Source organism: Paraburkholderia silviterrae, assembly GCF_004353915.1.
In the GTDB taxonomy this organism is placed as follows: Bacteria; Pseudomonadota; Gammaproteobacteria; order Burkholderiales; family Burkholderiaceae; genus Paraburkholderia; species Paraburkholderia silviterrae.
Genome location: NZ_SMRP01000005.1, coordinates 1 through 23,122, shown reverse-complemented (window position 1 = coordinate 23,122; position 23,122 = coordinate 1). Strand labels below are relative to the sequence as shown.

Sequence of the window (23,122 nt, the reverse complement as noted above, 5' to 3'; positions counted from 1 at the left end):
TTACAGGTTGTGCTGTGCTTGCCGTGCTCTTTGGCAGCAGTACTACGTGGCATCCAGCGCCCTGAGGGCCGCCGTAACCCACCCGAATCCGACTCGTTCCTGCTCGAGCCGCAGGCCACGGCGTATCCGGTTGTCACGCAGGTCATCGAACAGCGCTTTTTCGTCGGCCTTGAGTCGCAGCAGGTCGCGTGTGACCTGGTCGTCTTCCTCTCCCCAGAACGCTTCGTGTGCCAGCAGCGCCGCACGGTCCATCAGGAACGATTCGACATGGGCAAAGCGGCTGCGCAATTGATCCAGGATTGCGAAGCCGTGCGTGTCGATGTCCCCCCAGTAATGAAGCGCACACCCGGTGAGCCATCGTGCCGGTTCGAGTGCCTCCCAGCCGTAGCCCGCGCCAAACAACACAATCGATTGAGCGACATTCGGGAAGGCCAAAAAATTGGTCTCGTTCTCGGTGATGAATACGTGCTTGCAGGGCAGCGCAACGCGCGCGAAGCTTTCGGCGTCCAGCGCGATGTCCGCAAGCGGAGCGCCCGCCACCACGCCAAGCCGCTCGTCGAGCACGCGAAACCGGATGCGCAATGGTTTGTCGCGGAAGCCGTACCGGGTGGCGAATTGTCCGACGCCGGTTCGATCTCGGTCGATTGCATCCGGCGACAGCACCAGGTCGAGCCATTGCGCGAGCACGCCGCGCCGCGTTTCGACGAACTTGGTGTCGACGCCGGCGACGTCCATTTGGCGCAGAAAGATGCCGGGGCGCGGGTGCGCTCCCACCCAGTCGACGATGGCGAGGAGCCTTTCCCAGTCGTCTGCGAGCTCGAGCGCCTGCATGGGGGACTTCGCGAGCCATGCGACGAGCATCGGTTGCCGGATGCGCGTTATCTCGATCAGCCGTTCGAACCGCGCTGCGTCGCGGCGTTTGCCGATGAGCGCGAGCGCGTCGTCGAGGCTATCCACCCAGGCCACCTGCGGCACGCGCTGCGCGCCCAGAATCCGGTGATTGAGCTCGCGCCATTCGATGCGCACGTGCGGCATCTCCGCGAGTTCCGCTATCCATGCGCGCACGGACTCGAATTGCGAGGCTAGTTCGACGGAGCTTGGAGCCGTTAGCGATAGGCGCAGGGGAAACAGGTCATCGCCAGGATCGACGAGGCTGCGTAGCCATTCGCCGCGTGCCCAGCGGCGTTCGAGCCGGGCCCGCAGATCGGCCGGAGTCGTCCAGCTCATCGATCCGCCTGCGCTTTGCCTGCGCGGTATTCGTCGATCGACAGGTTACGCAACTTCGATTCGCGTCCGCCGTCGTTGTGGACGAAGCCAACGCTCGACACGAACGGCTCGATGATGTGGATTTTCTGCAATGGTGTGACGATCAGCAGTTGCAGGTTGAGCTTCTGAAACAGCTTCAGGCCGTACTGCGCCGATTCATCGGAGCCGCGGCCGAAGGCCTCGTCGATGACGACGAAACGGAACGAACGCGAACGCACCGCGCCCCATTCGAGGCCGAACTGGTAGGCCAGGCTGGCCGCCAGGATCGTATAGGCGAGTTTTTCCTTCTGGCCACCTGATTTGCCGCCGGAGTCCGAGTAATGTTCGTATTCGCTGTCGTCCTCGCGCCAGCGCTCGCTTGCCGCGAACAGGAACCAGTTGCGCACGTCGGTGACCTTCGCGCTCCAGCGGCGATCCTGGTCCGTCAGACCTTCACGGCCGCGGAAGCGATCGATGATGCGCTTGACCTGCAGGAACTTCGTCTCCGAGTACTGTGCGTCGTCTGAGCCCGTCAATTCGCCTTCGGTGCACGCGCGAAGGTCGCTCTGGAAGTCGCGAATCTCGGCGTCGGGGCTTGGCTGCGTCTCGAGCACGATATACCGGCCCGCACTGTAGTCGATCTGCGTCAGCGATTCGTTGATGCGCGTAATTCTTTCCTTGATCGTCTCCCGCTCGCGCGCGAGCTGCGCATGGAAGTTGGCGATCTCATTGATGGTGTTGACGTTCAGCAATTCCTTGAAGCGTGCTTCGAAGCGGGGCAGGTCATCGGCCTCGATGCGCGCGAGTATCTCGCGGTATTCGAACGCCGCTTCGAGGCTCGCGTCGAAATCGGCCGTCTCGAGCTGGTAGGCGTCCTTGAAGGTGGACATGGCCTTGACTATTTTCTCGGCGAGCCGGCCGAGTGCTTTGGTTTCGTTGTCGATGCGCGTCGTCAGCGCCTCGCGTACGTCACGCTCGCGGTTATCGCACGATTCGACCGAAAGCTGATGGTCGCCGAGGATTTCCACGCGCAGCGCATCGATGCGGGCGGCAAGCGCGGCTTCCACCTCGGCTGCCAGCATGCGCGTCTCGTCGCGCAACGTCTCGGCCGACTCGCGCCTGGCGTCGATAGCGCCGAGTTCGGCGTCTGTTGCCGAGATCGTGTCTTCGCTTGTCTTCAATGCGACTTGGGCAGATTCGAGCTGTGCCGTCAGCACGGCCAGCATGTCGCTGGCCGCTTCGAGCTGGGCTTTTTCGTCCTTGAGGCGCGCGATGGCGGCGGCGCAACTTCCCCAGTCGATGTCGCGAAAATCGACGAACTCGCCGGCGCGCGCGAGCGCTTCGAGCCGCATGCGCAGCTGCGATTGCTCGTGCTGCGCATCTGAGAGCTTCTGCCCGATCTCACCCAGATGCGCATCGAGCGCGCGCCGTTGCGCTTCGAGCGCCGCGATCTTGGCCGTATTGCTCCAGCCGAGCACGTAGCGGCTGCGATCGTCGAGCGCGTGACGGTCGTCCTTCTCGTGGCGCTCACCCGGTGCTTTGGTCTGGCCGGCGCGCGTGAGCGCGCGCGTCTCGCGGCGGAACTGCTCCGGCGTTGCGCAGCATGCGTAATCGAAGCGGCGTCCGATCTCGCGTTCGAGCCATGCATAGACCGGCGAATCGGGTTTGATGGCAAGTTTGCGCACGAGCGAATCGCGGTGCAGTTCGCCTTCGTCGGCCGCGCGCGGGGGGCGCACACGGTAGTAGACAAGGCGCTTTCCCAGGTGGGTGCGGTCGACCCAGGCGGCCACCTCGGCGTAGTGTTCGTCGGGCACGAGCAGCGACAGACCGAAGCCGCGCAATACGCGTTCGGCTGCACCCTCCCAGTCACGCGCGTCGTCGCGGACCTGGATGAGCTCGCCCGCGAACGGCAGCGCGTCCTCGTCGTGGCCGAGCGCAGCACACAGGCCCGCGCGCAGTGTCACCTGCTCTTTCGGAATGTTATTGCGCCGAGCCTTGAGGCTTGCGATCTCCTCGTCGAGCGCGTTGCGCCGGATTCTGCCTTCGCGAAATGCCACACTCTGTTCGGTGATCGCGTTCTGCGTTTCGGCCTCTTGCTCGACGAGCGTGGCGCGCAGTTCAGCAATGCGCCGGTGCTGCGAGGCGAAAGCCACCTCGTCGGAGGCAGCCACCTCACCGAGCGTCGCGACGATATCCGCGTAACGTTTTGCGCGCTCGCGGCGGCGAGTACTCTCGCGTTCGAACTCGCGGATCTCGGTCTCGAGCAGTTCGATGCGCTCACCGCCGTGAGCCGCGACGGCGCGTCGAAGGTCGTCTACCTGTTGCCGCGCGATGTCGCGTGCTTCCTCGTGCCGTGCCTTGCGCGCCGTCCCGCGCGTGCGCTCTTCGTCGAGTAGTCGAAGGCGTCGCTCCAGCAGGGCGAGCTTGATTCCCGCGAACCAGGGCTTCAATGCGTCGCGGCATGCGCGCCAACCTTCGAGCACGTGCGCGTCTTCGCTATGACGGTCGCAGTCGGCTACGAGCGGCGCGAGCAGTTCGACCTGGCGCTTGGCTTTGAGCACGGCCTCGTGCGCGCGGCTCAAATCTTCGAAGTGCGTGACGAGGGCGCCAATGCGCGCTGCCACGTCGAACGGCTCGAGCATGTGGCTGCGCACGAAGTCGGTCAGGTTGCCGACCGATTTCATCGATACCGTCTGGTGGAAGAGCTCGAGAGCCTGCTCGTTCTCGATGCCGAAGCGTCGCCGGAACCAGGCGCTGTACTTCGGAAACGTATCCTCGATTTCGGCGCCGAGTCCGCGCAGCTTCTTGCGCAATTGTGCGATGTCGCTGCCGAAGTGCGAGAAGTCTGCAGCAATCGACAGATCGCGTTCGGCGCAGACGAAATAACGCGCGGGCTGGCTCTGCATGTCCTTCATCCAGAACACCTGCGCGAGCGTGACGGTCGCATCGTAGCCAGTGTTGCGAAATACGCCCAGGATTACCGAGTAGCTGTTCTGGTCGCGCAGGCTCACAGGTTTCGCTGTGCCGGTCACTTCGTTTCGCTCGGACTTGTAGTAGCCGAGCACGTAGGAGCGCAGCGTGCGTTCTTTGCTGTCGGCGCCAGCCGCCTTGTTGTACGCAATGCGCTGCGCAGGCACGATGAGCGTCGTGATCGCGTCGACGAGCGTCGATTTGCCCGAGCCGATGTCGCCCGTGAGCAGCGCGTTGCGACCGTCCACCCGCAGCGTCCAGACGCGCTCATCGAAGGTGCCCCAGTTGAAGACCTCTAGCCGTTCCAGGCGAAAGCCCGTGAGCGTGTCGTCGGTGGCGAAGTCGAGGCCGAGCGTGCGCGGCTCATTCATCGCGGGCCTCCGCGTTGGCCGCCGGCGTTGCCGTGGCGTCGATGTGAGTACGGTAGCCGACAAGCCGCGCATCGAAGTCGAGCAGCCATTGGGCGTCGACGAACGCCTTCAGGATGCGGCGTACTTCGAACGCGGGCGGCCCGCCCGTCGTCTTCATGCGGCGCAGGAATCCGAGTTCGACGATTTTGTTGATCTGCGTGTCGATCTGGTCGACGAGCCGTGCCTCGTTGCTGCTATCTGGCAGAAATACGCGAACGAGCTCGACAATTTCCTCGCGCGTGAGGACGAGCCGCGTGTCGCCGCCGCCGGCATCGGATTCGGCGAGCTTTTTTCGCAGGAGTGCGAGCAGCAGGCTGACGGGGAACGAGAGCGGGCGCCGCGCGACGAGGCGCGGCAGCCTTGGCGCATCGTTATCCGAATCGTTCTTGTCGGCCTCGGGGCGGCTTTTGACGAACGCATAGCCTTCTGCTTCGTCGAGTACGAGCTCGAGGCCGAGAATGGTGACGTAGTCGCGCACGCGCGCCTGCAATTCGAGCAGCGCCGCCCAGGTTCGCTCGTCGTCTTCGCGATAGATCACCCCTTTGAGGAGTGTGATCGACAGGATGGACAAGCCCGCATCGCCGAGTGTGGCCTCTTGCCGTTCTTCCTTCATCGTTACCTCACGAAAATCACGCGTGGCATCCTTGCGCGTTTGCGCACCGCCGATCCTTCTTCGCCGTTCGCGTCCCACTCGATCGTGTCTGTAACGCTCTCGTCGACGCTCGAGCGAAACGATTCGCCGGCGGTGCCGAGCTGCAGATAGGCAACGAGCTCGGCCAGTCCGTGCTCGAAAGGCTGCAATGCGGCGAGTTCGGCGAGCGTGATTTGCGACCGATCCTGCAGGCATCGGCGGATGTTCTGCGCGAGCCGGGCGCGGTCGACGACGATTTGCGCGTAGAGCGCCGAAGCGTCGAGATCTGCATCGCCTGCCTCGAGCGCGACGTTGGCGATCACTGGATGAAACGCCGGCGTGAAGAGCGGCCGCTCCAACGGCAGGTCGATCGCGGACGACGCCGTCTCGATCTGCATGATCTCGCCTGCAGGCGGTGTCTCACGCAGTGCGAGCGCTTTCGCTTCGATGCCGCGCAGGATATCCATGATGCGGCGATTTTCGAGCCAGGCCTGGTCGTCGAGAAAGCGTCGAAGCTGCTGCGAAAGCTGCGCGACGGTGCGTTGGGTGTGCTCACCCGCTTCGAGCCAGTCGTAGTGGACGCGCCGCGTGCGCGCATCGGGCTTCATTTCCGCCAGCGCCGGCAACGTAAGCACGCGCTCGAGCTGTTCGGAAAGCTCGTCCTGACGGCGGCTCGACATCAGGAATTCCCAGAACGCCCGGAAGCTGCTGCCCTGGTCGGAATCCGCGATCGCGTCGCGCTCGCCCATGATTTCGTCGATGAGCGCGCCCTTCGAACCGTCCCAGAGTGCAATGCGCTCGCGCACGCGCCGGTCGAGCTGGCGGAAGTTCTGCTCGACCTCGCGGAAGTCGGTCAGAAGGTCGCGTGCCATCTGCATGAACTGCTGGAAGCGGTCCTTGAGCGCGGCGTCGTCGAGCAGCCGCACTTCTCCGGCTTCAACGCGGGCGATTTCGCCATCGAGCTGGCTGCGCCGCGCGTACAGCTCGACGAGGCGTTTCGCTGGGTCCACCTCGCTGCCCTCGCTCATCTGGCGAAGCAGCTCCATGAGCGTCAGCAGGCGAGATTCGGTGCCGACGAAGTTGCGCTCGGTCAAGGTGCCGAGCCAGGCGATCGCTTTCTCCGCCGGAGGCGTCAGGTCGAACTGCGGCTCGTCCGAACCCTGCCTGTAGAACTTGCGTAACCATCCTTTCTCCGAGCTGGCCCAGTCGTTCAGATAGTCGAGCCCGGACTTCGGGTAGGTTGCGCTGCCGAGCTGCTCGCGCACTGCATAAAGTTCGTCCTCGAGCGCTTCGGCGAGCATCGGGGCAGGGATGACGCGCACGTTCGGCGCGACGAAAACGCGATAGAGGAAACTAATGGCGAGGGGCGCATGATCGGATCGCAACAGGCGCCATGCGGGGTGGCGCGAACGCAACGCTTCGACCGTGGCGTAATCGAGGGACATGGTGCGACGAAAAGGGCGTGGCGGCAGGGCGCGAGCGTGTCGGAGGGCGGTGCCCGAAAGCTGGGTATGCTACTCCACAATGCTCATTGCGGGTCGACGACGGGCGCGGGCCGCGGCCATCTACCGCCCCTGGCGTATCGGCCGAGACAATCACGAATTTGCGGCTCTGGATCTTGTCGGCGGCCGGCCGATGCCCCATGGGCTCGCGCCGGTGGAGACAGACCTTCCATGGCCCTTTTCAGCCCCGAAAGCACAATCATCCCTCATACGAGCCATGCAAATGAGATAAAATTGCACGTCCGCACGGGACTTATCCCCAGCGAGTCCGTCTCACGCTCTGCTCACTCCTGCAACGGCATGGCGCTCGTGCCCTTGAGCTCATCGAGGCAAACGATCGAATGCACGCTGCTCACGCCGGGTGCGCGCATGAGCGTGTCGAGCAGGAATTCGGACAGCGCCTTGAGATCGCGCGCCACCACCTTCAGTACGTAGTCGATATCGCCGGTCACGGAATAGCACTCCTGCACCTGCGGCAGCTTCGCGACGAGCTCCTTGAACTTGACGAGCTCGCGCATGTGCCCGCGCTCCATCGTCACCTGAATGAAAGCGACTACGCCGAAGCCTAGCGCCTGGGCGTCGAGCCGCGTCTCGTAGCGCTTGATGATGCCCAGTTCCTCGAGCCGGCGATGGCGCCTGAGCGTCTGCGCGGGCGAGAGCTTGACGGCGGCGGCCAATTCGAGATTCGAGGCGCGTCCGTGCTCTTGAAGCGCGGCGAGGAGCCGCAGATCGATGGGGTCTAGGGTGAGGTTTTGCACTTTTCTTGCCCTGGATGTGGCCAATGCGAAATGAAATTGTACCAATCAGGGTTTGCCTGCGTATCAGATGAAATCATATTTTTCCGCTCCGCCTATACACTTGCCGGACCTGACGGGGCTGTCGGTCAATGCTGACGGCCTTGGGAGCGCGCCAGCGCAGAAGATTGCGCGCGCAATTTTATTTCGCGTGGCCGCGCAGGAGTTCCATCCGGACTCCCAGCGGGCGCATCGATAAAGAAGAGACAGGAAGAGACATGGTTTCAAACAATACACATGGCCGAAGTGCACCGGGCGGTGACCTGAGCGGCGACCAGAATGGTCATCTGAAGCGCGGCCTCAAGAATCGCCATATCCAACTGATCGCGCTGGGCGGTGCGATCGGCACCGGACTGTTTCTCGGCATCGCGCAGACGATCCAGACCGCCGGCCCCTCGGTGCTGCTCGGCTACGCCATCGCGGGCATCGTCGCGTTCTTCATCATGCGGCAACTGGGCGAGATGGTCGTCGACGAGCCCGTCGCCGGTTCGTTCAGCCATTTCGCCGACAAATACTTCGGTCCGTTCGCCGGCTTCATTTCGGGCTGGAACTACTGGGTGCTCTACGTGCTCGTGAGCATGGCCGAGCTCTCGGCCGTCGGCATCTACATGCATTACTGGTGGCCGACCCTGCCGACCTGGATTTCGGCGCTCGTCTTCTTCGTCGTGATCAACGGCGTCAACCTCGCGAGCGTCAAGTCATACGGCGAGCTCGAATTCTGGTTCGCGATCGTCAAGGTGCTGGCGATCGTCGGCATGATCGCGTTCGGCGGCTGGCTGCTGCTCTCGGGCTCGGCCGGGCCGGAGGCGGGCGTCTCGAACCTCTGGCGCCACGGCGGCTTCTTCCCCCACGGCATGTCGGGTCTCGTGATGTCGATGGCCGTCGTCATGTTCTCGTTCGGCGGCCTCGAACTCGTCGGCATCACCGCCGCGGAAGCCGACGATCCCTCGCACACGATCCCGCGCGCAACCAATCAGGTGATCTATCGCATCCTGATTTTCTACGTGGGCGCGCTGGGCGTGCTGCTCTCGCTCTATCCGTGGGAAAAGGTCGTCTCGGGCGGTAGCCCCTTCGTGCTGATCTTCCACGCGATGAACAGCAATCTGGTCGCGAACGTGCTCAACGTCGTGGTGCTCACGGCGGCGCTCTCCGTCTACAACAGCGGCGTCTATTGCAACAGCCGCATGCTCTACGGCCTCGCGCAGCAGGGTAACGCGCCCCGCGCGCTGCTCAAGGTGAACCGGCGCGGCATTCCGCTGGCGGCGCTTGCCGTGACGGCGGTTGCGACGGCTGCTTGCGTGATCATCAACTACTTCATGCCGGGCAAGGCGTTCGAGCTGCTGATGGGGCTCGTGGTGTCCGCGCTCATCATCAACTGGGCGATGATCAGCCTGATTCACCTGAAGTTCCGCAGCGAGAAGGCTCGCGCGGGCCAGACGACGCGTTTTCAGAGCCTCGGCTATCCGCTCACGAATTACCTGTGCCTGGTGTTCCTCGCGGGTATTCTCGTTGTAATGTATCTGATTCCGGATCTGCGGATTTCCGTCTACCTGATTCCGGTCTGGCTGGTGGTGCTCGCGCTCGCGTATCGTTTCTGGCGCCGCGGCGCGGTGCCGGCGCTGCAGGGCAGCGTCCAGACGCGCTGAGCATCGCCGCACGATGAATCCCATGGTTCCGGCCAGCACTTCGTAACCGCCCATAACCCGCAAGCAACCGTCAAGCAAACGCCATGTTCGAACATATCGATGCCTATCCCGGCGACCCGATCCTCTCGCTCAACGAGAACTTCCAGAAAGATCCGCGGCAGAACAAGGTCAATCTGAGCATTGGCATCTATTTCGACGACGATGGCCGTTTGCCGGTGATGCAGGCGGTCCATGCCGCCGAAGCGGCGATCCTGGCCGAGCCCGGTCCGAAGCCGTATCTGCCGATGGCCGGTTTCGCCCAATACCGCGACGCCGTGCAGGCACTCGTGTTCGGTGCGCAGTGTCCGTCGCGCGCGGCGAACCGGATCGCCACGGTGCAGACGCTCGGCGGTTCGGGCGCGCTCAAGGTGGGCGCCGATTTCATCAAGCGCTATTTTCCGCAGAGCCAGGTCTGGGTGAGCGACCCCACGTGGGAGAACCATCGCTTCATCTTCGAGCGTGCGGGCTTCGTGGTGAACACGTACCCGTACTACGACGAAGCCACGGGCGGCCTGAAGTTCGAGGCGATGCTCTCGGCCATCGACGCGCTGCCGGCGAAGAGTGTGGTGCTCCTGCACGCCTGCTGCCATAACCCGACCGGCGTGGATCTGGACGAGGCGCAATGGACCCAGCTGATCGACGTGCTGCAAAAGCGCGATCTGCTGCCGTTCGTCGACATGGCGTATCAGGGCTTCGGCGCGGGCCTCGACGCCGACGCCTTCGCGGTGCGCGAGCTCGGCCGGCGCGGCGTGCCGGCGCTGGTGGCGAACTCGTTCTCGAAGAACTTCTCGCTGTACGGCGAGCGCTGCGGCGGCCTGCACGTGATCTGCGAAGATGCCGCGGCCGCCGAGCGCGTGCTCGGGCAGCTCACGGGCTCAGTACGCTCGAACTACAGCAATCCGCCGACGCACGGCGCGAAGATCGTCGCGCGTGTGCTCACGAACCCCGAACTCAAGGCATCGTGGGAGACGGAGCTGGCGGCCATGTGCGAGCGCATCGCGCGCATGCGTCAGGCGATTCACGACGGGCTTGCCGCGCACATCAGCGGCGAGGCGCTGTCGCGCTATGTGAAGCAACGCGGCATGTTCACGTACACGGGCTTGAGCGCGGATCAGGTCGAGCGTCTGAAGGAGGAGTTCGGGGTGTACATCCTGCGCTCGGGCCGCATGTGCGTCGCGGGGCTCAACGAGAAGAACGTGAGCATCGTGGTCGACGCGATGGGACGGATAGTCAAGGGATAAGCGGCGCTGGCCGTTTCAGGCCGGTACCGGATGGACCACCCGGTGCCGGCGCGGCTGCCATCAATGGCGCCTCAGAATCTCATTCCCGTTCCCACTCCGCAAGCGCCCGCGAAACCGCCGCCGCTGCCGCCCCCTGCGGAGCAGAACACGCCGCAACCGGAAAGGCTGGCGGCCAGCAGGACACAGGCGGCCCCAAGCCGCAACCGCCGCGCGGCGAGACACCGGCGCGAAAGACGGCGAAGCGTGCCGGCATGTGCACCGAAAGCCGGCGACGCGCCGAGAGTCGAAACATGTTTCATCGTGGTTTGAGCTTGAGTCGAGCCTGAAAGCGGATGGGATCTGCCGGGTCGCCGTTCGAACGCGGCCAGAGCGGAGCGGGCTCCACGATAAGCTAGCTGCGGCACGCACTCCAATCAGACGATTCCGGCTTTCCAGCGCCGAGTCGCGGCATGCGCTACGCATCAAATTTCATCGTTGTCAATCTGTCGGAGTCTGACGTCGACCATGTCAGACGCGGGGGGTCTTCCAGGTGTTACCCTGATAGAATGCGTGAGCCGCAACGTAGTGGACTGCAGATGAAATTGCTTGATGCCCTCGTCGAACAACGGATTGCCGCCGCCGCCGCGCGCGGCGAGTTCGACGACTTGCCGGGCGTTGGAGCGCCCCAGGCGCTCGACGACGACCCCTTCGTGCCCGAAGAGGTGCGCGTGGCGAACCGCATTCTGAAGAATGCCGGCTTCGTGCCGCCTGCGGTCGAACAGCTGCGCGCATTGCGCGATCTCGAGGAAGAACTCGCCAAGGTGAGCGACAAGGCCGAGCAGTGCCGGCTACGTGCCCGCATGCTGGCGCTCGACATGGCGCTCGAGTCCTTGCGCGGCGGCCCGCTGGTGGTGCCGCACGAGTACCGTCGCCGCATCGCCGAGCGCCTGTCTGAACGTGCGACGCTCGAGCAGGGCGTCGCGGCGGGGGCCGCGTGAGCGTGCAGGCCGGCACGCCTGCGGGCGAGGTCGACAAAAGCATCGACGAGCGCCCTGAGCCATTGCGGGGCGATGCCGCGCCACAACCCGAATCCACCGAACCTCAGGCGGAGCCCGTCACCGAGCGTGACCGCCATTTCATGCACCTCGCGCTGGCGGCCGCCGAAGCGGCGCGCGCGGCGGGCGAAGTGCCCGTCGGCGCCGTGCTGGTGCGCGCAGACGAGGTGATCGCGACAGGCTTCAATCATCCGATTGGCGCGCACGATCCATCGGCGCACGCCGAAATGGCCGCATTGCGCGCCGCGGGTACGGCATTGAGCAACTACCGCTTGCCCGGCTGCGAGCTCTATGTGACCCTGGAGCCTTGCCTCATGTGCGCCGGCGCAATCATGCACGCGCGTATCGCGCGCGTCGTGTACGGCGCGCGCGACCCGAAGACCGGGGCGTGCGGCAGTGTCGTCGATGCATTTTCGAATGGCCAGCTCAACCACCACACGAGCGTGGTGGGCGGCGTGCTCGAGACCGAGTGCGGCGACGCGCTGCGCTCTTTCTTCGCGGAGCGCCGCCGTGCGAGCCGCGAAGCGCGCCGCGCCGCCGGGATGGGGCCGGGCGTTGCCGATGACGAGCGGTAACGATCGATAACAACGGATAATAGCTGCTGGCGGCCGCGAGCCCGCGTCGTGACAGGCGCATGGCGCGGCCACAGACCACAGAATTCGTTGACCATGACCTTGCATCGCACCATCGAACTCATTGCGCCGTCAGGCTATCCACATGACCCGGACGCCGTGCACCGCGCGATTGCGCGGCTTCGCGCCGAGGGCCACCGCGTGGAGGGCGTCGAGGCGACCGAGCGGCGCTTTCAGCGCTTTGCCGGCACCGACGGCCAGCGCGCCGCCGAACTGAACCGCCTTGCCGACCCCGGGCGCGACTTGCCCGATATCGTGCTCGCCGTGCGCGGCGGCTACGGCGCCGTGCGCATCCTGCACGGACTCGACTACGACGGCTTGCAAAAGCGCCTCGCCGGAGAGCCCATCGCATTCGTCGGACATAGCGACTTCACCGCGATTCAACTGGCGCTCTACGCGCGCGCGGGGCTCAAGACATTCGGCGGCCCGATGCTCGTGAGCGATTTCGGTGCGCCCGAATTGAACGGCTTCACGATGCATCACTTCTGGGATGCGCTCACGAAGCCCGAATTCACGGTCAAGGTGAAGGCGCCGCAGGCGCAGCACGCGAACGTCTCTGGCATGTTGTGGGGCGGCAATCTTGCCGTGCTCACGTCGCTCGTCGGCACGCCTTATATGCCGCCGGTGGAGGGCGGGATCCTGTTTGTCGAGGACGTCAACGAGCAGCCGTTCCGGGTGGAGCGGATGCTGTATCAGCTCCACCTGTCGGGCATTCTCGCGCGTCAGCAGGCGCTGGTGCTCGGCGACTTTTCCGGCGGCAAGCCGTTCGATTACGACAACGGCTACGACCTTAACGCGATGGTCGAGCAAGTGCGCTCGGTGGTGGGGATTCCCGTCATCACGGGCCTGCCGTTCGGCCACATCGAGAACATGGTCACGTTGCCGTTCGGCGCGCAGGCGCAGCTGAGCGCCGACGCTCACGGCTTCGAGCTCGCCATGAGCGACTACCCGTATCTGGGCTGACAGCGAAGATCCTGATTCTGCACGAGCGCCTCCGGGCGCTTTTTTCCAGGGCTAAATATGCAACTAACAGCCACCAAAACGGGACCTGGTCGAATGCTCTGGATACCATGCCGCCCAAAATTGTTGACAAAAATGAGCCAAAATTGGTCATCTCTTCACAGGAATGGTGCGCAATATCCTGTAACGACGAGGGTTTCACGGAAATTGGGCGCGCGAATACGGCGCGAGCCTGAGTATCTTCCCCAGGTTTGTCGAGAAAATTGTTGACAATCTTTATGTCCAAACTAGGATACCCAACATCAAGGTGAGAGACATGCGAAACGCCGATACCGAAGCCAACGCGACCGGCACGAAACCCGAGACCATCGCCGCGCGCATCCGCGCCGCGATCCTCGAGCATCGTTTGCCGCCTGGCGCGAAGCTCACGGAAGCGCAGTTGTGCGAAGTGTTCACTGTCAAGCGCGGGCCGATCCGCCAGGCGCTTTCGCTGCTCGCGAGCGACCACCTTGTCGATCTGGAGCCGAACCGTGGCGCGTTCGTCGCAAGCCCGTCGCTCCAGGAGGTGCACGAGGTGTTCGAGATGCGGCGCATCATCGAGCTCGCAGTGGTGCAACGCATTTGTAGCGCGCAGCATGGCAACCGAAGGCTGAAGAGCATTGGCGAGACCATCCGGCGCGAGCGCAGGGCGTTCGAGGGGCGCGACTATCCGGCCTGGATCCGCCTGTCGGGCGAGTTCCATACCGAGCTGGCCGCACTGACCGCCAATACGGTGCTGTGCGATTGCCTGAATGGCCTCGTGGCGCGCTCGACGCTGATTTCCGCGCTTTACGAGTCGCCGGGGCGCAGCCCGTGCTCGTTCGACGACCACGAGGCGATCATCGAGGCGCTGGAAGCCGGACAGGCACAGGAAGCCGCTGCGCTGATGACGCGGCACCTGCAGGGCGTCGAGCTGAAGATGCTCGACCGTCCGGCGGGCGCAGCGGTGGATTTGCAGGACGTGTTTGGCACGCGCGCCGCTGCCACGGCAGGACGTTGAGGAAGGGGCAAGCAGTTTTCCGCCAGCGCTGAGGGGCATGGTGCCGGGCGGAAACGAATACTGAAGCATGACGGCGGCGTTTGCGCGAAGGGCGGACGCGTCGGGCTGAATGGAACTGGAGACACGCGCGGCGGGGCGCAATGCAGGCCGCCGCGCGCAGGGAAAAATGATGTTGGCAGCGCTCGCCGCGACGGCGAGCGCAGGGCAGGCAGCACGGCGAGCAGGGCGCGCGCGAGGCGCGACCGGCGCGGTGCCTGGGGCGTCGAGCCGGACGCCAGGTGGGGGCAAGCCGCTCGCACCTCGAGCCCGAGCCATCCGCAGACATCGCGGCGGCCGCAGCATGCGGCGCAGCGCGAGTTTCGAGGCGTTTCAGGCGTCTTTTTTCCGTCGGCGTATCCATCCCAAGGAGCGGATCATGGCTCAGTTCAGCGCGTCACCAGGCAGTCCGGCAGTGCCCACCTTCGATTCATCCGAAAGCAGCGAGACGGCAGACAGCATGCGGCTGCCGGCCGGCTACAGCGAGCGCCTTTATAACCACGACCTCGCCCCGCTCAAGGAGCAGACGTGGGGTGCTTATAACATCTTCGCGTTCTGGATGTCCGACGTGCACAGCGTCGGCGGCTATGTGTTCGCGGGCAGCCTCTTCGCGCTCGGCCTCACAAGCTGGCAGGTGCTGCTGGTGCTGATCGTCGGCATCTCGCTCGTCAACGTGCTCTGCAACCTCATTGCCCGGCCCAGCCAGCGCCACGGCGTGCCGTATCCGGTGGCGTGCCGGGGCACCTTCGGCGTGCTCGGTGCGAACATTCCTGCCGTCATTCGCGGCTTGATCGCAGTGGCATGGTATGGAATCCAAACTTATCTCGCGTCGAGCGCGCTCGTGATCGTCGTGCTCAAGTTCGTGCCGCAACTGATGCCTTACGCCGACGTGCACAAGCACGGCATGCTGGGCCTCTCGACCATGGGCTGGGCCGGTTTCATGACGCTGTGGGTGCTGCAGGCGCTGGTGTTCTGGAACGGCATGGAGACCATCAAGAAGTTCATCGACTTCGCGGGTCCGGCCGTTTATGCCGTGATGTTCATCCTGGCCGGCTACATGGTGTACCGCGCGGGCTGGCACAACATCGGCCTGAATCTCGGCGGCGTGAAGTATCACGGCACGGAGGTGATACCGGTGATGATTACCGCGGTTTCGCTCGTGGTGTCGTATTTTTCGGGACCGATGCTCAATTTCGGCGACTTCTCGCGCTATGGAAAATCGCTCAGGAGCGTGCATCGCGGCAACTTCTGGGGCTTGCCCGTCAACTTCCTCGCGTTCTCGATCGTCACGGTGATCACGACCTCGGCCACGCTGCCCGTGTTCGGACAACTGATTACTGATCCCGTGGAAACGGTGAGCCGCATCGATCATCCCACGGCCGTCATTCTCGGCGCGCTGACGTTCACGATTGCGACCATCGGCATCAATATCGTCGCGAACTTCGTTTCCCCGGCGTTCGACTTCTCCAACGTTGCGCCGCGCCTCATCAGCTGGCGCGCGGGCGGCATGCTCGCGGCGGTGGCGTCGATCTTCATCACGCCGTGGAATCTCTTCAACAATCCCGCCGTGATTCACTACACGCTCGACGTGCTCGGTGCCTTCATCGGTCCATTGTATGGTGTCCTGATCATAGACTTCTATCTCGTCAAGCGTGGGCGTCTCGCCGTCGACGACCTCTACACCGTCTCGCCGAAGGGTGCGTACTGGTACACGAATGGCGTGAACTGGCGCGCAGTGTCGGCGCTGCTGCCGGCCGCGGTCATTGCGGTCCTCTGCGTGATGCTGCCCTCGCTTGGCGGCGCGGCGAACTTCTCGTGGTTCATCGGCGCGGGGTTGGGCGCGCTGTTCTACCGCGCTTTGACGATGGGCGAACGTGCGCGGGCACGGGCGTAACCGGCAACCACCACGAAACGACGAAGAAACGAGCAGAGAACTGACATGCGTATCAAGCTGATCAATCCGAACACCACGCAGCGCATGACGGCCGCGATGGGACAGTGCGCGCGCGCCGTGGTTGCGGCCGGCACGGAAGTCGTCGCCGTGAGCCCGACGATGGGGCCGCCCTCGATCGAGGGCTACTACGACGAGGCGCTCGCAACGCCGGGCCTGCTCGCGGAAGTGGAGGCGGGCGAGCGCGAGGGCTTCGACGGCTACGTGATCGCCTGCTTCGGCGATCCGGGGCTGTACGCGGCGCGCGAGCTGGCGCGCGGGCCGGTGGTGGGCATCGCGGAAGCGGCCATGCACGCGGCCAGCGTGCTCGCGCCGGGCTTCTCGGTCGTGACCACGCTCTCGCGCACCAAGGCGATGGCGTGGCATCTCGCCGAGCGTTACGGCATGAGCCGCTTCTGCCGCAACGTGCGGGCGATCGACGTGGCGGTGCTCGAGCTCGACGAGCCGGGCTCGGCCGCGCGCCGGGCGATCGTCGAGGAATGCCGCCGGGCCCTCGACGAAGACGGGGCAGACGCGATCGTGCTCGGCTGCGCGGGCATGACGAGCCTGTGCGCGCAGGTGGAAGACGCGCTCGGCGTGCCGGTGGTGGACGGCGTGACGGCGGCGGTGAAATGGGTGGAGGCGCTGGTCGCGCTGCGCCTCGCGACGGCCAAGCGGGGCGACTTCGCGCGCCCCCTGACGAAGCGCTACGATGGCGACTTCGCACGCTTTAGTCCGACCGATGCGGCGGGCGCCACCGAAACGCCTCCGCCGGCGCGGCCGTTGCGGTACGGGTAAACGCGCAGCGCGCGCTCCGCTCGTCCAGGCGGGGCGCGCCCGGCACATACACATCGCTTGACCCGCACTATCTGTCGGTGCGTATGGGCGCGCCAAGACGATTTAGCTACACTGGGCCGATCCTGAAAACGGCATTTTCGGCGCAATGCAAAGCCTTGTGGCGCAAGGATTTCGGCCGGTGCAGCCGGTTTCGGCAGGTGCGGGCCACCCGCGCGGTTTTCACATTTCGTTATTCATTCGAAAGATTCGATTAGCATGCCACTCGATCCCCAATATCCCCGCGATCTGATCGGTTATGGCCGGCACCCCGTGCAGGCTAACTGGCCCGGTCAGGCGCGCATCGCGGTGCAGTTCGTGCTCAATTACGAAGAGGGCGGCGAGAACTGCGTGCTACATGGCGACCCGGCCTCCGAGCAGTTCCTCTCCGAGATCGTCGGCGCTGCCGCCTATCCGGCGCGTCACATGAGCATGGAGTCGATCTACGAATACGGCTCGCGCGTGGGCGTGTGGCGCATCTTGCGCGAATTCGAAAAGCGCGGCTTGCCGCTCACCGTGTTCGGTGTTGGCATGGCAATCGAGCGCAGCCCCGAAGTGGCGCGCGCGTTCGTCGAACTCGGCCACGAGATTGCTTGCCACGGCTATCGCTGGATCCACTATCAGGATGCAACGCCGGAGCTCGAAGCCGAGCACATGAAGCTCGGCATGGAAGCGATCGAGCGTGTGGCGGGCGTGCGCCCGCTAGGCTGGTACACGGGCCGCGACAGCCCCAATACGCACCGCCTCGTGGCGGAGCATGGCGGTTTCCTCTACGACTCCGACTATTACGGCGACGACCTGCCGTTCTGGATGGATGTCGAGGTGTCCGGCGGCAAGACCACGCCGCAGCTGATCGTGCCTTATACGCTCGACACGAACGACATGCGCTTTGCGACGCCGCAGGGCTTCAACACGGCGGATCACTTCTTCACCTATCTGCGTGACGCATTCGACGTGCTCTACGCGGAAGGCGACGAAGCGCCGAAAATGCTTTCGATCGGCATGCACTGCCGCCTGCTCGGCCGCCCTGGGCGCATCCGTGCACTGCAGCGCTTTCTCGATCACATCGAAAAGCACGACCGCGTGTGGGTTACGCGCCGTGTCGACATCGCGCGCCACTGGCGCGAGCACCATCCCTATCAACCGCAGCAAAACGACCACCGCGGGGCCGCCGCATGAAGGCAATGCACTACACCCTCGACCAGTTGAACAACGCCTCGACCGATGCTTTCGTGGCCGCGCTCTCGGGCATTTTCGAGCACTCGCCCTGGGTGGCGGAAGCGGCGGCGCTGCAGCGTCCCTATACGAGCATCGACGCGCTGCACAGCACGATGTCGGGCGCCGTGGAAACCGCAGGCGAAACGAAGCAGCTTGCGCTCATCAACGCTCACCCGGAACTCGCAGGCAAGGCCGCGGTACGTGGCGAGCTGACTGACGAGTCCACACGCGAGCAAAGCGGCGCAGGTCTGAACCTGTGCACGCAGGAAGAATTCGACAAGCTGCAGGCGCTCAACAGCGCGTACCGCGAGAAGTTCGGCTTTCCGTTCATTCTCGCGGTGCGCGGCTACGACCGCCACGGCATCATCGCGAATTTCGAGTCGCGCGTGAACAACACCCGCGCCGACGAAATGCGCGCGAGCCTCGACCAGATCTATCGCATCGCGCGCTTCAGGCTCGACGAGCTGATCGACGCATGAGCTTGACGCCGCGCCCCGCGTTTTGCGTGTGGCGCGGCGCTCATTTCGATCTATAGAAAAGACACGAAGGAAGACAACGATGGCACTCCCGACTCTCGACCCCAACGCACCGGATTTCACGCGGCGCTTCGTGAATCTCGCGGACCCGCGCCTGGGCGCGCAGGCGCTCGAGACGAGCGACGACTTCTTCGCCCCGAAGGAGCGCATGCTCAATCCGGAGCCGGCTGTCTTCATCCCGGGCAAGTACGACGACCACGGCAAGTGGATGGACGGCTGGGAAACGCGCCGCAAGCGCACGACCGGCTACGACTGGTGCATCGTCAAGCTCGCACGCCCTGGCGTCATCAAGGGCTTCGACATCGACACGAGCCACTTCACCGGCAACTATCCGCCGGCGGCGTCGATTGAAGGCGCGTACGTCGCAGAAGGCGCTCCGGGAGCCACGACCGAGTGGACGGAGATCGTCCCGTCGACCTCGCTGAACGGCAACAGCCACCACTACGTGGAAGTGTCGAACGACAAGCCTTACACGCACCTGCGCGTGAACATCTATCCGGATGGCGGCATCGCGCGTCTGCGCGTCTACGGCCAGCCGCAGATGGATTGGCAGGGCGCGAGCCGCACGGAGCTCTTCGACCTCGCGGCCATGGAAAACGGCGCGTACCTGGTGGCGGCCAACAACCAGCACTTTGGACTCGCCTCCAACATCCTGATGCCGGGTCGCGGCGTGAACATGGGCGACGGCTGGGAAACGCGCCGCCGCCGCGAGCCGGGCAACGACTGGGCGATCATCGCGCTCGCGCAGCCGGGCATCATCAAGAAGATCGAAGTCGACACGGCGCACTTCAAGGGCAACTATCCCGACCGCTGCTCGTTTCAGGCGGCGCGCGTGGTGGGCGGCACGGACAGCTCGCTCGTGACACAGGCGATGTTCTGGCCGGAACTGCTCGGCGAGCAGAAGCTGCAAATGGACAAGCAACACTATTTCGAGAGCGAGCTCGCGGCGCTGGGCCCGGTTACGCACGTTCGTTTGAACATCATCCCGGACGGCGGCGTTTCGCGCGTGCGTCTGTGGGGCACGCTCGCCTGAGCGCGGTGAAGGAGAAAGCATGAGCGATACGACACAAGCCCTTGGCACGACACTCACCATCGAGCCGCTGACCAGCGAAGCGTTCGCGCCGTTCGGCGACGTGATCGAGCTTGCGGGCGCGAAGCAAATTCCGATCAACCTCGGCACGACGATCCGCTATCACGATCTCGCGAACGTGGACGTCACGGACGAGAGCGGCCGTACGCTCGTCAATCTCTTTCGTGGGCAGCCGCGCGTGCTGCCGTTCGAGATCAAGATGCTCGAGCGGCATCCGCTGGGCAGCCAGGCTTTCGTGCCGCTGAACGACAAGCCGTATCTCGTCGTCGTGGCGCCGGTGGGCGAGCTGGACGTCACGAAGATTCGCGCGTTCGTCTCGCACGGCTGGCAAGGCGTGAACTACGCCAAGGGCGTCTGGCATCATCCGTTGATCGCACTGGGCGACGTGAGCGACTTTATCGTTGTCGATCGGGGCGGCGAGGGCTTGAACCTCAACGAGCAGGATTTGCCGGAGTCGTTCTGGCTGACCGAAGAGGCGATGGCGGCGGCGACGCGCTGATGCGCTGACGCCTCGAGGCACGCGAACGAAAAAAGCCACGAGCAAGTTCGTGGCTTTTTTTCATGTAACGAGGCACGCGCGTGAGCGCAGTGCCTCTATCTTGCCTGGTTGAAGGCGATCAGAACTCGTAGCCGACCTGAGCGCGAGCAGCCGTGTTACCGGTGCTCGTGACGGAAACGCCACCGTTGACGAGCCAGTGCATGTTCTGCGAACGATACGTCACGCCGATCGCCGCAGCACTGCCGCCCATGTAGTAGCCGCCACCTGCTGCGACCACCGTGCGCCCCGGACCCGAAGGCGTAAGGTTCGGCATGGCCATTGCTGCAGCCACGCCGGCATAGGCGTTCTTCGAAACGGTGTTGATCGAGTTTTGCAGATTGCCGATCTGTTGACCGAACGCGTTTTGTTGCTGCGACATCGCGTTGTTCAACTGATTCAGGTTGACCGCATCCGTGCCCGAAGTACCGGCAGCAACGTTGACGATCTGGCGCTCGGAACCTTCAGCACCAACCGACACGGCGTTGTCGCGATTCGCGATCGAGTTGGCGCCGATCGCCACCGAGTTGCTCGCCGACGCGTTGGCCTTGTCGCCGATCGCCGTCGAATTCGCGCCCGTTGCAACTGCGCCGCCACCGACCGCAAGCGATTGCGTGCCCGAAGCCGCCGCGACACCGCTCGTCGAATTGACCGAGGTGGCCGTCGAACCCGTCGTGCTGATGTTCTGCAGGGCCTGGTTGATGCTCGCGACTTGCTGGTTCGTGGCGTAGAGCTGCTGGCCGGTCACCGCGTCCGTGCTGTCCAGCGAGAGAGCGCCGTTCGACAGACCGCTCAAGCTGACAGTGCCGCCGCTTGTGCTGCTCAGCGTCACGCTCGAATGGTCGGCAGTATCGTAATGCACCGCTTCGGTGTCCGTCGAGCCGGTTGCGGCGTCGCCAACGGCCGTTGCCGCGTAGTTTGCCACTGCGGCACCGTTGGTGCTGCCGGTGTCGGCGTTGGCGCCGAGCAGCGTACGAGATGCCGCGACCATGCGCGTCGTGGACGACGCCGGGCTCGATGCGCTTTCGACAGCTTGCGATGCGTTGGTATTCGCGTTCGCATTCGCGTCCGCAGCCAGCGAGGCAATGTCAGCCGTGTTCTTCTGCACGCGGTTGTCGAGATTGGCGATTGCATCGCCAACCGTATTCACGGTCGTGCCACCCACGGAGTAGGTGGGGGCGATGAAGGCACCGACCGAATTGATGCCGGCGCCGCCGCCCAGGGCAGCTGCCGCACTGCGCAGTTGGCCCACGTTGACCGCGTCGGTGTCGCCCTGGCCTGCGGCCAGGTTGACGATGCGGCGGGTGTTGACGGCGTTCTGAACCGTATAGGCCTGTCCGTTTGCGTCATAGGCGACGTACGAGCTCGTGCCGTCATTACCCACGGAGACGGTATTCGACTGGTTAGCCACCGAGCCCGCGCCGATTGCCACTGAGTCCCGTGCGCCCGCGTAGGCCTGCACGCCGAGCGCGACGCCGTTCGCGACCGGCGTATAGGCGTTCGAGCCGATCGCGATGGCGCCGGCACCGGTCGCGCGCGCGGCGTCGCTGGGGCCGAAGGAGCCGGAGTTATTGGCGAGGCCAGCGACTTGCGAGTAATACGACGCTGTCGTATAGCTGCGCGTGAGACCGCTCGAGTTGACACCAGAGGTGCCGTTTGCCGCCGTTACCTGCTCCCGGATGCCCTGGTTTCCGCCACCAGTGGCCGCACTGACGATGTCATAGACCTGGCCGAGGTTGGCGGCGTCCGTCAACTGGAGACCGTCAGCCACGTTGCTGATGATGGTGCCCTTGGGCAGGAATTGGTTGCGGTCGAGGCTCGAGGGATATTGGCTATTGCCCAGGCCCGGATCGAGGACGATTTGCGCGTTTGCGGTTCCGATCGTGTTCGGGACGTAGAGGACGGCAGGATTGCTTACCTTGCCGTTGGCGTCCATGTTGAAGCCGCCATACTGGTAGTGCGTCGGGTCCGTCGACGTAGCCTGCGCGCCCCAGCCGGCCGTGGTCAGCGTGTTGTTGATCTGAGTAACGGCGGTATTGAACGTCTGGCTCACGCCGTACAGCTGCGAGCCGGTGACCGCGTCCGTGCTCGCCTGCGACACGTCACCCTGCGCCACGTTGGTCAGCTTCGTGCCCCTCGCACCGCCAAACGTGATGCTGCTCTTGCCCGAGTCGTCGTACATCACCGCGTCGGCGGTTTTCAGTACGAGGTTGGAGACCGCAGTATTGGTCGCATAGAGCTGCGAGCCGTTGACTGCATCCGTCGACGACGCGCTCAGGCGGCCTGCGGCGAGGTTCGTGAGCGTGCGTTCATTGCCTGCGCTGCCGATGCTGACCGTGCTCGTCGGATTGCTGCCCGCGAACGTGTAGCTGTCGCCACCGATCGTTGCGCCCGCCGTAGCGACCGCGGCAGCCGTCGTGGAACCCGCGCCGAGTGCGACCGCGCCGCTTTGCGATGCCGTGGCGCCGGTGCCGATCGCGAGTGCGTTGTCGCCGCTTGCGAGTGCCTTGGCGCCGACGGCGATCGCCGCAGTGCCCGTTGCGCCTTCGCCGTTGTAGTTGGCATCGCCCGGTGCGCTGTTGATGCCGACGTAGTGCGCCGACCCGCCGACCGTCTGGAGGGCGTCATAGAGCTGCGCACCGTTGACGGCGTCGGTGCTGGCTGCAGAAAGCTCGCCGTTGGCGACGTTATGCAGTGCGACCGGTGCGCTGGCGCCTGCGCCGCCGAGCGTCAGCGTATCGTGCGCCGACGAGTCGTAGACCACCGCATCGGCGAGCTTGCCGTTGATGTTGGTGATGTC

Annotated in this window: 18 protein-coding genes; 12 read left to right on the top strand and 6 right to left on the bottom strand. The window is 64.5% G+C overall.

All coding sequences use genetic code 11. The features are described from left to right. Nucleotides 1–42 precede the first annotated feature (42 nt). The 5 genes from EYW47_RS12400 to EYW47_RS12380 form a co-directional block, all read right to left on the bottom strand. Complete coding sequence (locus EYW47_RS12400) at nucleotides 43–1,227, bottom strand: DUF3322 domain-containing protein (protein WP_133195151.1); 1,185 nt, start codon at nucleotides 1,225–1,227, stop codon at nucleotides 43–45. Beyond that, on the bottom strand, nucleotides 1,224–4,586 hold the full coding sequence (locus tag EYW47_RS12395; protein ID WP_133195150.1) for an ATP-binding protein: 3,363 nt from the start codon (nucleotides 4,584–4,586) through the stop codon (nucleotides 1,224–1,226). Before EYW47_RS12395 ends, EYW47_RS12400 begins: the two co-directional genes overlap by 4 nt. Next, complete coding sequence (locus tag EYW47_RS12390; RefSeq protein WP_133195149.1) at nucleotides 4,579–5,238, bottom strand: DUF4194 domain-containing protein; 660 nt, start codon at nucleotides 5,236–5,238, stop codon at nucleotides 4,579–4,581. The genes EYW47_RS12395 and EYW47_RS12390 overlap by 8 nt, the downstream gene beginning before the upstream one ends. A 2-nt stretch (nucleotides 5,239–5,240) precedes the next feature. Continuing rightward, entirely contained in the window at nucleotides 5,241–6,701 is a 1,461-nt protein-coding gene (locus tag EYW47_RS12385) for a DUF3375 domain-containing protein (RefSeq protein ID WP_133195148.1), read from the bottom strand. A gap of 341 nt (nucleotides 6,702–7,042) precedes the next feature. After that, nucleotides 7,043–7,516, bottom strand: coding sequence for an Lrp/AsnC family transcriptional regulator (locus EYW47_RS12380; RefSeq protein ID WP_028221626.1), 474 nt, complete (start codon nucleotides 7,514–7,516; stop codon nucleotides 7,043–7,045). A 254-nt stretch (nucleotides 7,517–7,770) separates the two neighbouring features. Between EYW47_RS12380 and EYW47_RS12375 the strand changes: the two genes are divergently transcribed. The 12 genes from EYW47_RS12375 (at nucleotide 7,771) to EYW47_RS12320 (ending at nucleotide 20,286) form a co-directional block, all read left to right on the top strand. Beyond that, the gene (locus EYW47_RS12375; RefSeq protein ID WP_165976544.1) at nucleotides 7,771–9,198 is read left to right on the top strand and encodes an amino acid permease; all 1,428 of its coding nucleotides are present in this window, start codon (nucleotides 7,771–7,773) and stop codon (nucleotides 9,196–9,198) included. A gap of 83 nt (nucleotides 9,199–9,281) precedes the next feature. Then, nucleotides 9,282–10,478 carry an amino acid aminotransferase gene (locus EYW47_RS12370; protein ID WP_133195147.1) on the top strand — a complete coding sequence of 399 codons (1,197 nt, stop codon included), beginning with the start codon at nucleotides 9,282–9,284 and terminating at the stop codon, nucleotides 10,476–10,478. A 575-nt stretch (nucleotides 10,479–11,053) separates the two neighbouring features. Continuing rightward, entirely contained in the window at nucleotides 11,054–11,455 is a 402-nt protein-coding gene (locus EYW47_RS12365) for a DnaJ family domain-containing protein (protein WP_133195146.1), read from the top strand. Nucleotides 11,456–11,517: 62 nt separating this feature from the next. Continuing rightward, nucleotides 11,518–12,087: a tRNA adenosine(34) deaminase TadA gene (tadA, locus tag EYW47_RS12360; protein ID WP_240763678.1), complete on the top strand. Its 570-nt coding sequence runs from the start codon at nucleotides 11,518–11,520 to the stop codon at nucleotides 12,085–12,087. Between the two features lie 93 nt (nucleotides 12,088–12,180). After that, nucleotides 12,181–13,107, top strand: coding sequence for a muramoyltetrapeptide carboxypeptidase (gene ldcA, locus EYW47_RS12355; protein ID WP_133195144.1), 927 nt, complete (start codon nucleotides 12,181–12,183; stop codon nucleotides 13,105–13,107). A gap of 313 nt (nucleotides 13,108–13,420) precedes the next feature. Then, complete coding sequence (locus EYW47_RS12350) at nucleotides 13,421–14,143, top strand: GntR family transcriptional regulator (protein ID WP_133195143.1); 723 nt, start codon at nucleotides 13,421–13,423, stop codon at nucleotides 14,141–14,143. A 415-nt stretch (nucleotides 14,144–14,558) separates the two neighbouring features. Next, the gene (locus EYW47_RS12345; protein WP_133195142.1) at nucleotides 14,559–16,073 is read left to right on the top strand and encodes an NCS1 family nucleobase:cation symporter-1; all 1,515 of its coding nucleotides are present in this window, start codon (nucleotides 14,559–14,561) and stop codon (nucleotides 16,071–16,073) included. Nucleotides 16,074–16,118: 45 nt separating this feature from the next. Further along, complete coding sequence (locus EYW47_RS12340; RefSeq protein WP_133195141.1) at nucleotides 16,119–16,907, top strand: aspartate/glutamate racemase family protein; 789 nt, start codon at nucleotides 16,119–16,121, stop codon at nucleotides 16,905–16,907. Nucleotides 16,908–17,162: 255 nt separating this feature from the next. Continuing rightward, on the top strand, nucleotides 17,163–18,122 hold the full coding sequence (puuE, locus tag EYW47_RS12335) for an allantoinase PuuE (RefSeq protein WP_133195140.1): 960 nt from the start codon (nucleotides 17,163–17,165) through the stop codon (nucleotides 18,120–18,122). Further along, entirely contained in the window at nucleotides 18,119–18,640 is a 522-nt protein-coding gene (gene uraD, locus EYW47_RS12330; RefSeq protein WP_133195139.1) for a 2-oxo-4-hydroxy-4-carboxy-5-ureidoimidazoline decarboxylase, read from the top strand. The genes puuE and uraD overlap by 4 nt, the downstream gene beginning before the upstream one ends. A gap of 79 nt (nucleotides 18,641–18,719) precedes the next feature. Then, nucleotides 18,720–19,730, top strand: coding sequence for an allantoicase (gene alc, locus EYW47_RS12325; RefSeq protein WP_133195138.1), 1,011 nt, complete (start codon nucleotides 18,720–18,722; stop codon nucleotides 19,728–19,730). A 19-nt stretch (nucleotides 19,731–19,749) separates the two neighbouring features. Beyond that, complete coding sequence (locus EYW47_RS12320) at nucleotides 19,750–20,286, top strand: ureidoglycolate lyase (protein ID WP_133195137.1); 537 nt, start codon at nucleotides 19,750–19,752, stop codon at nucleotides 20,284–20,286. A 118-nt stretch (nucleotides 20,287–20,404) separates the two neighbouring features. Here EYW47_RS12320 and EYW47_RS12315 read toward each other — a convergent pair. Further along, nucleotides 20,405–23,122 (bottom strand): YadA family autotransporter adhesin (locus EYW47_RS12315; RefSeq protein ID WP_133195136.1); only part of this gene is annotated, 2,718 nt, incomplete at its 5' end.

What these genes read in the sequence shown, in the direction of transcription:
- EYW47_RS12400 (WP_133195151.1), bottom strand. Translation starts at nt 1,227, where the DNA reads ATGAGCTGGACGACTCCGGCCGATCTGCGGGCCCGGCTCGAACGCCGC.
- EYW47_RS12320 (WP_133195137.1), top strand. Translation starts at nt 19,750, where the DNA reads ATGAGCGATACGACACAAGCCCTTGGCACGACACTCACCATCGAGCCG.
- uraD (WP_133195139.1), top strand. Translation starts at nt 18,119, where the DNA reads ATGAAGGCAATGCACTACACCCTCGACCAGTTGAACAACGCCTCGACC.
- EYW47_RS12375 (WP_165976544.1), top strand. Translation starts at nt 7,771, where the DNA reads ATGGTTTCAAACAATACACATGGCCGAAGTGCACCGGGCGGTGACCTG.
- EYW47_RS12395 (WP_133195150.1), bottom strand. Translation starts at nt 4,586, where the DNA reads ATGAATGAGCCGCGCACGCTCGGCCTCGACTTCGCCACCGACGACACG.
- EYW47_RS12365 (WP_133195146.1), top strand. Translation starts at nt 11,054, where the DNA reads ATGAAATTGCTTGATGCCCTCGTCGAACAACGGATTGCCGCCGCCGCC.
- puuE (WP_133195140.1), top strand. Translation starts at nt 17,163, where the DNA reads ATGCCACTCGATCCCCAATATCCCCGCGATCTGATCGGTTATGGCCGG.
- EYW47_RS12350 (WP_133195143.1), top strand. Translation starts at nt 13,421, where the DNA reads ATGCGAAACGCCGATACCGAAGCCAACGCGACCGGCACGAAACCCGAG.
- ldcA (WP_133195144.1), top strand. Translation starts at nt 12,181, where the DNA reads ATGACCTTGCATCGCACCATCGAACTCATTGCGCCGTCAGGCTATCCA.
- EYW47_RS12340 (WP_133195141.1), top strand. Translation starts at nt 16,119, where the DNA reads ATGCGTATCAAGCTGATCAATCCGAACACCACGCAGCGCATGACGGCC.
- EYW47_RS12390 (WP_133195149.1), bottom strand. Translation starts at nt 5,238, where the DNA reads ATGAAGGAAGAACGGCAAGAGGCCACACTCGGCGATGCGGGCTTGTCC.
- EYW47_RS12370 (WP_133195147.1), top strand. Translation starts at nt 9,282, where the DNA reads ATGTTCGAACATATCGATGCCTATCCCGGCGACCCGATCCTCTCGCTC.
- EYW47_RS12385 (WP_133195148.1), bottom strand. Translation starts at nt 6,701, where the DNA reads ATGTCCCTCGATTACGCCACGGTCGAAGCGTTGCGTTCGCGCCACCCC.
- alc (WP_133195138.1), top strand. Translation starts at nt 18,720, where the DNA reads ATGGCACTCCCGACTCTCGACCCCAACGCACCGGATTTCACGCGGCGC.
- EYW47_RS12345 (WP_133195142.1), top strand. Translation starts at nt 14,559, where the DNA reads ATGGCTCAGTTCAGCGCGTCACCAGGCAGTCCGGCAGTGCCCACCTTC.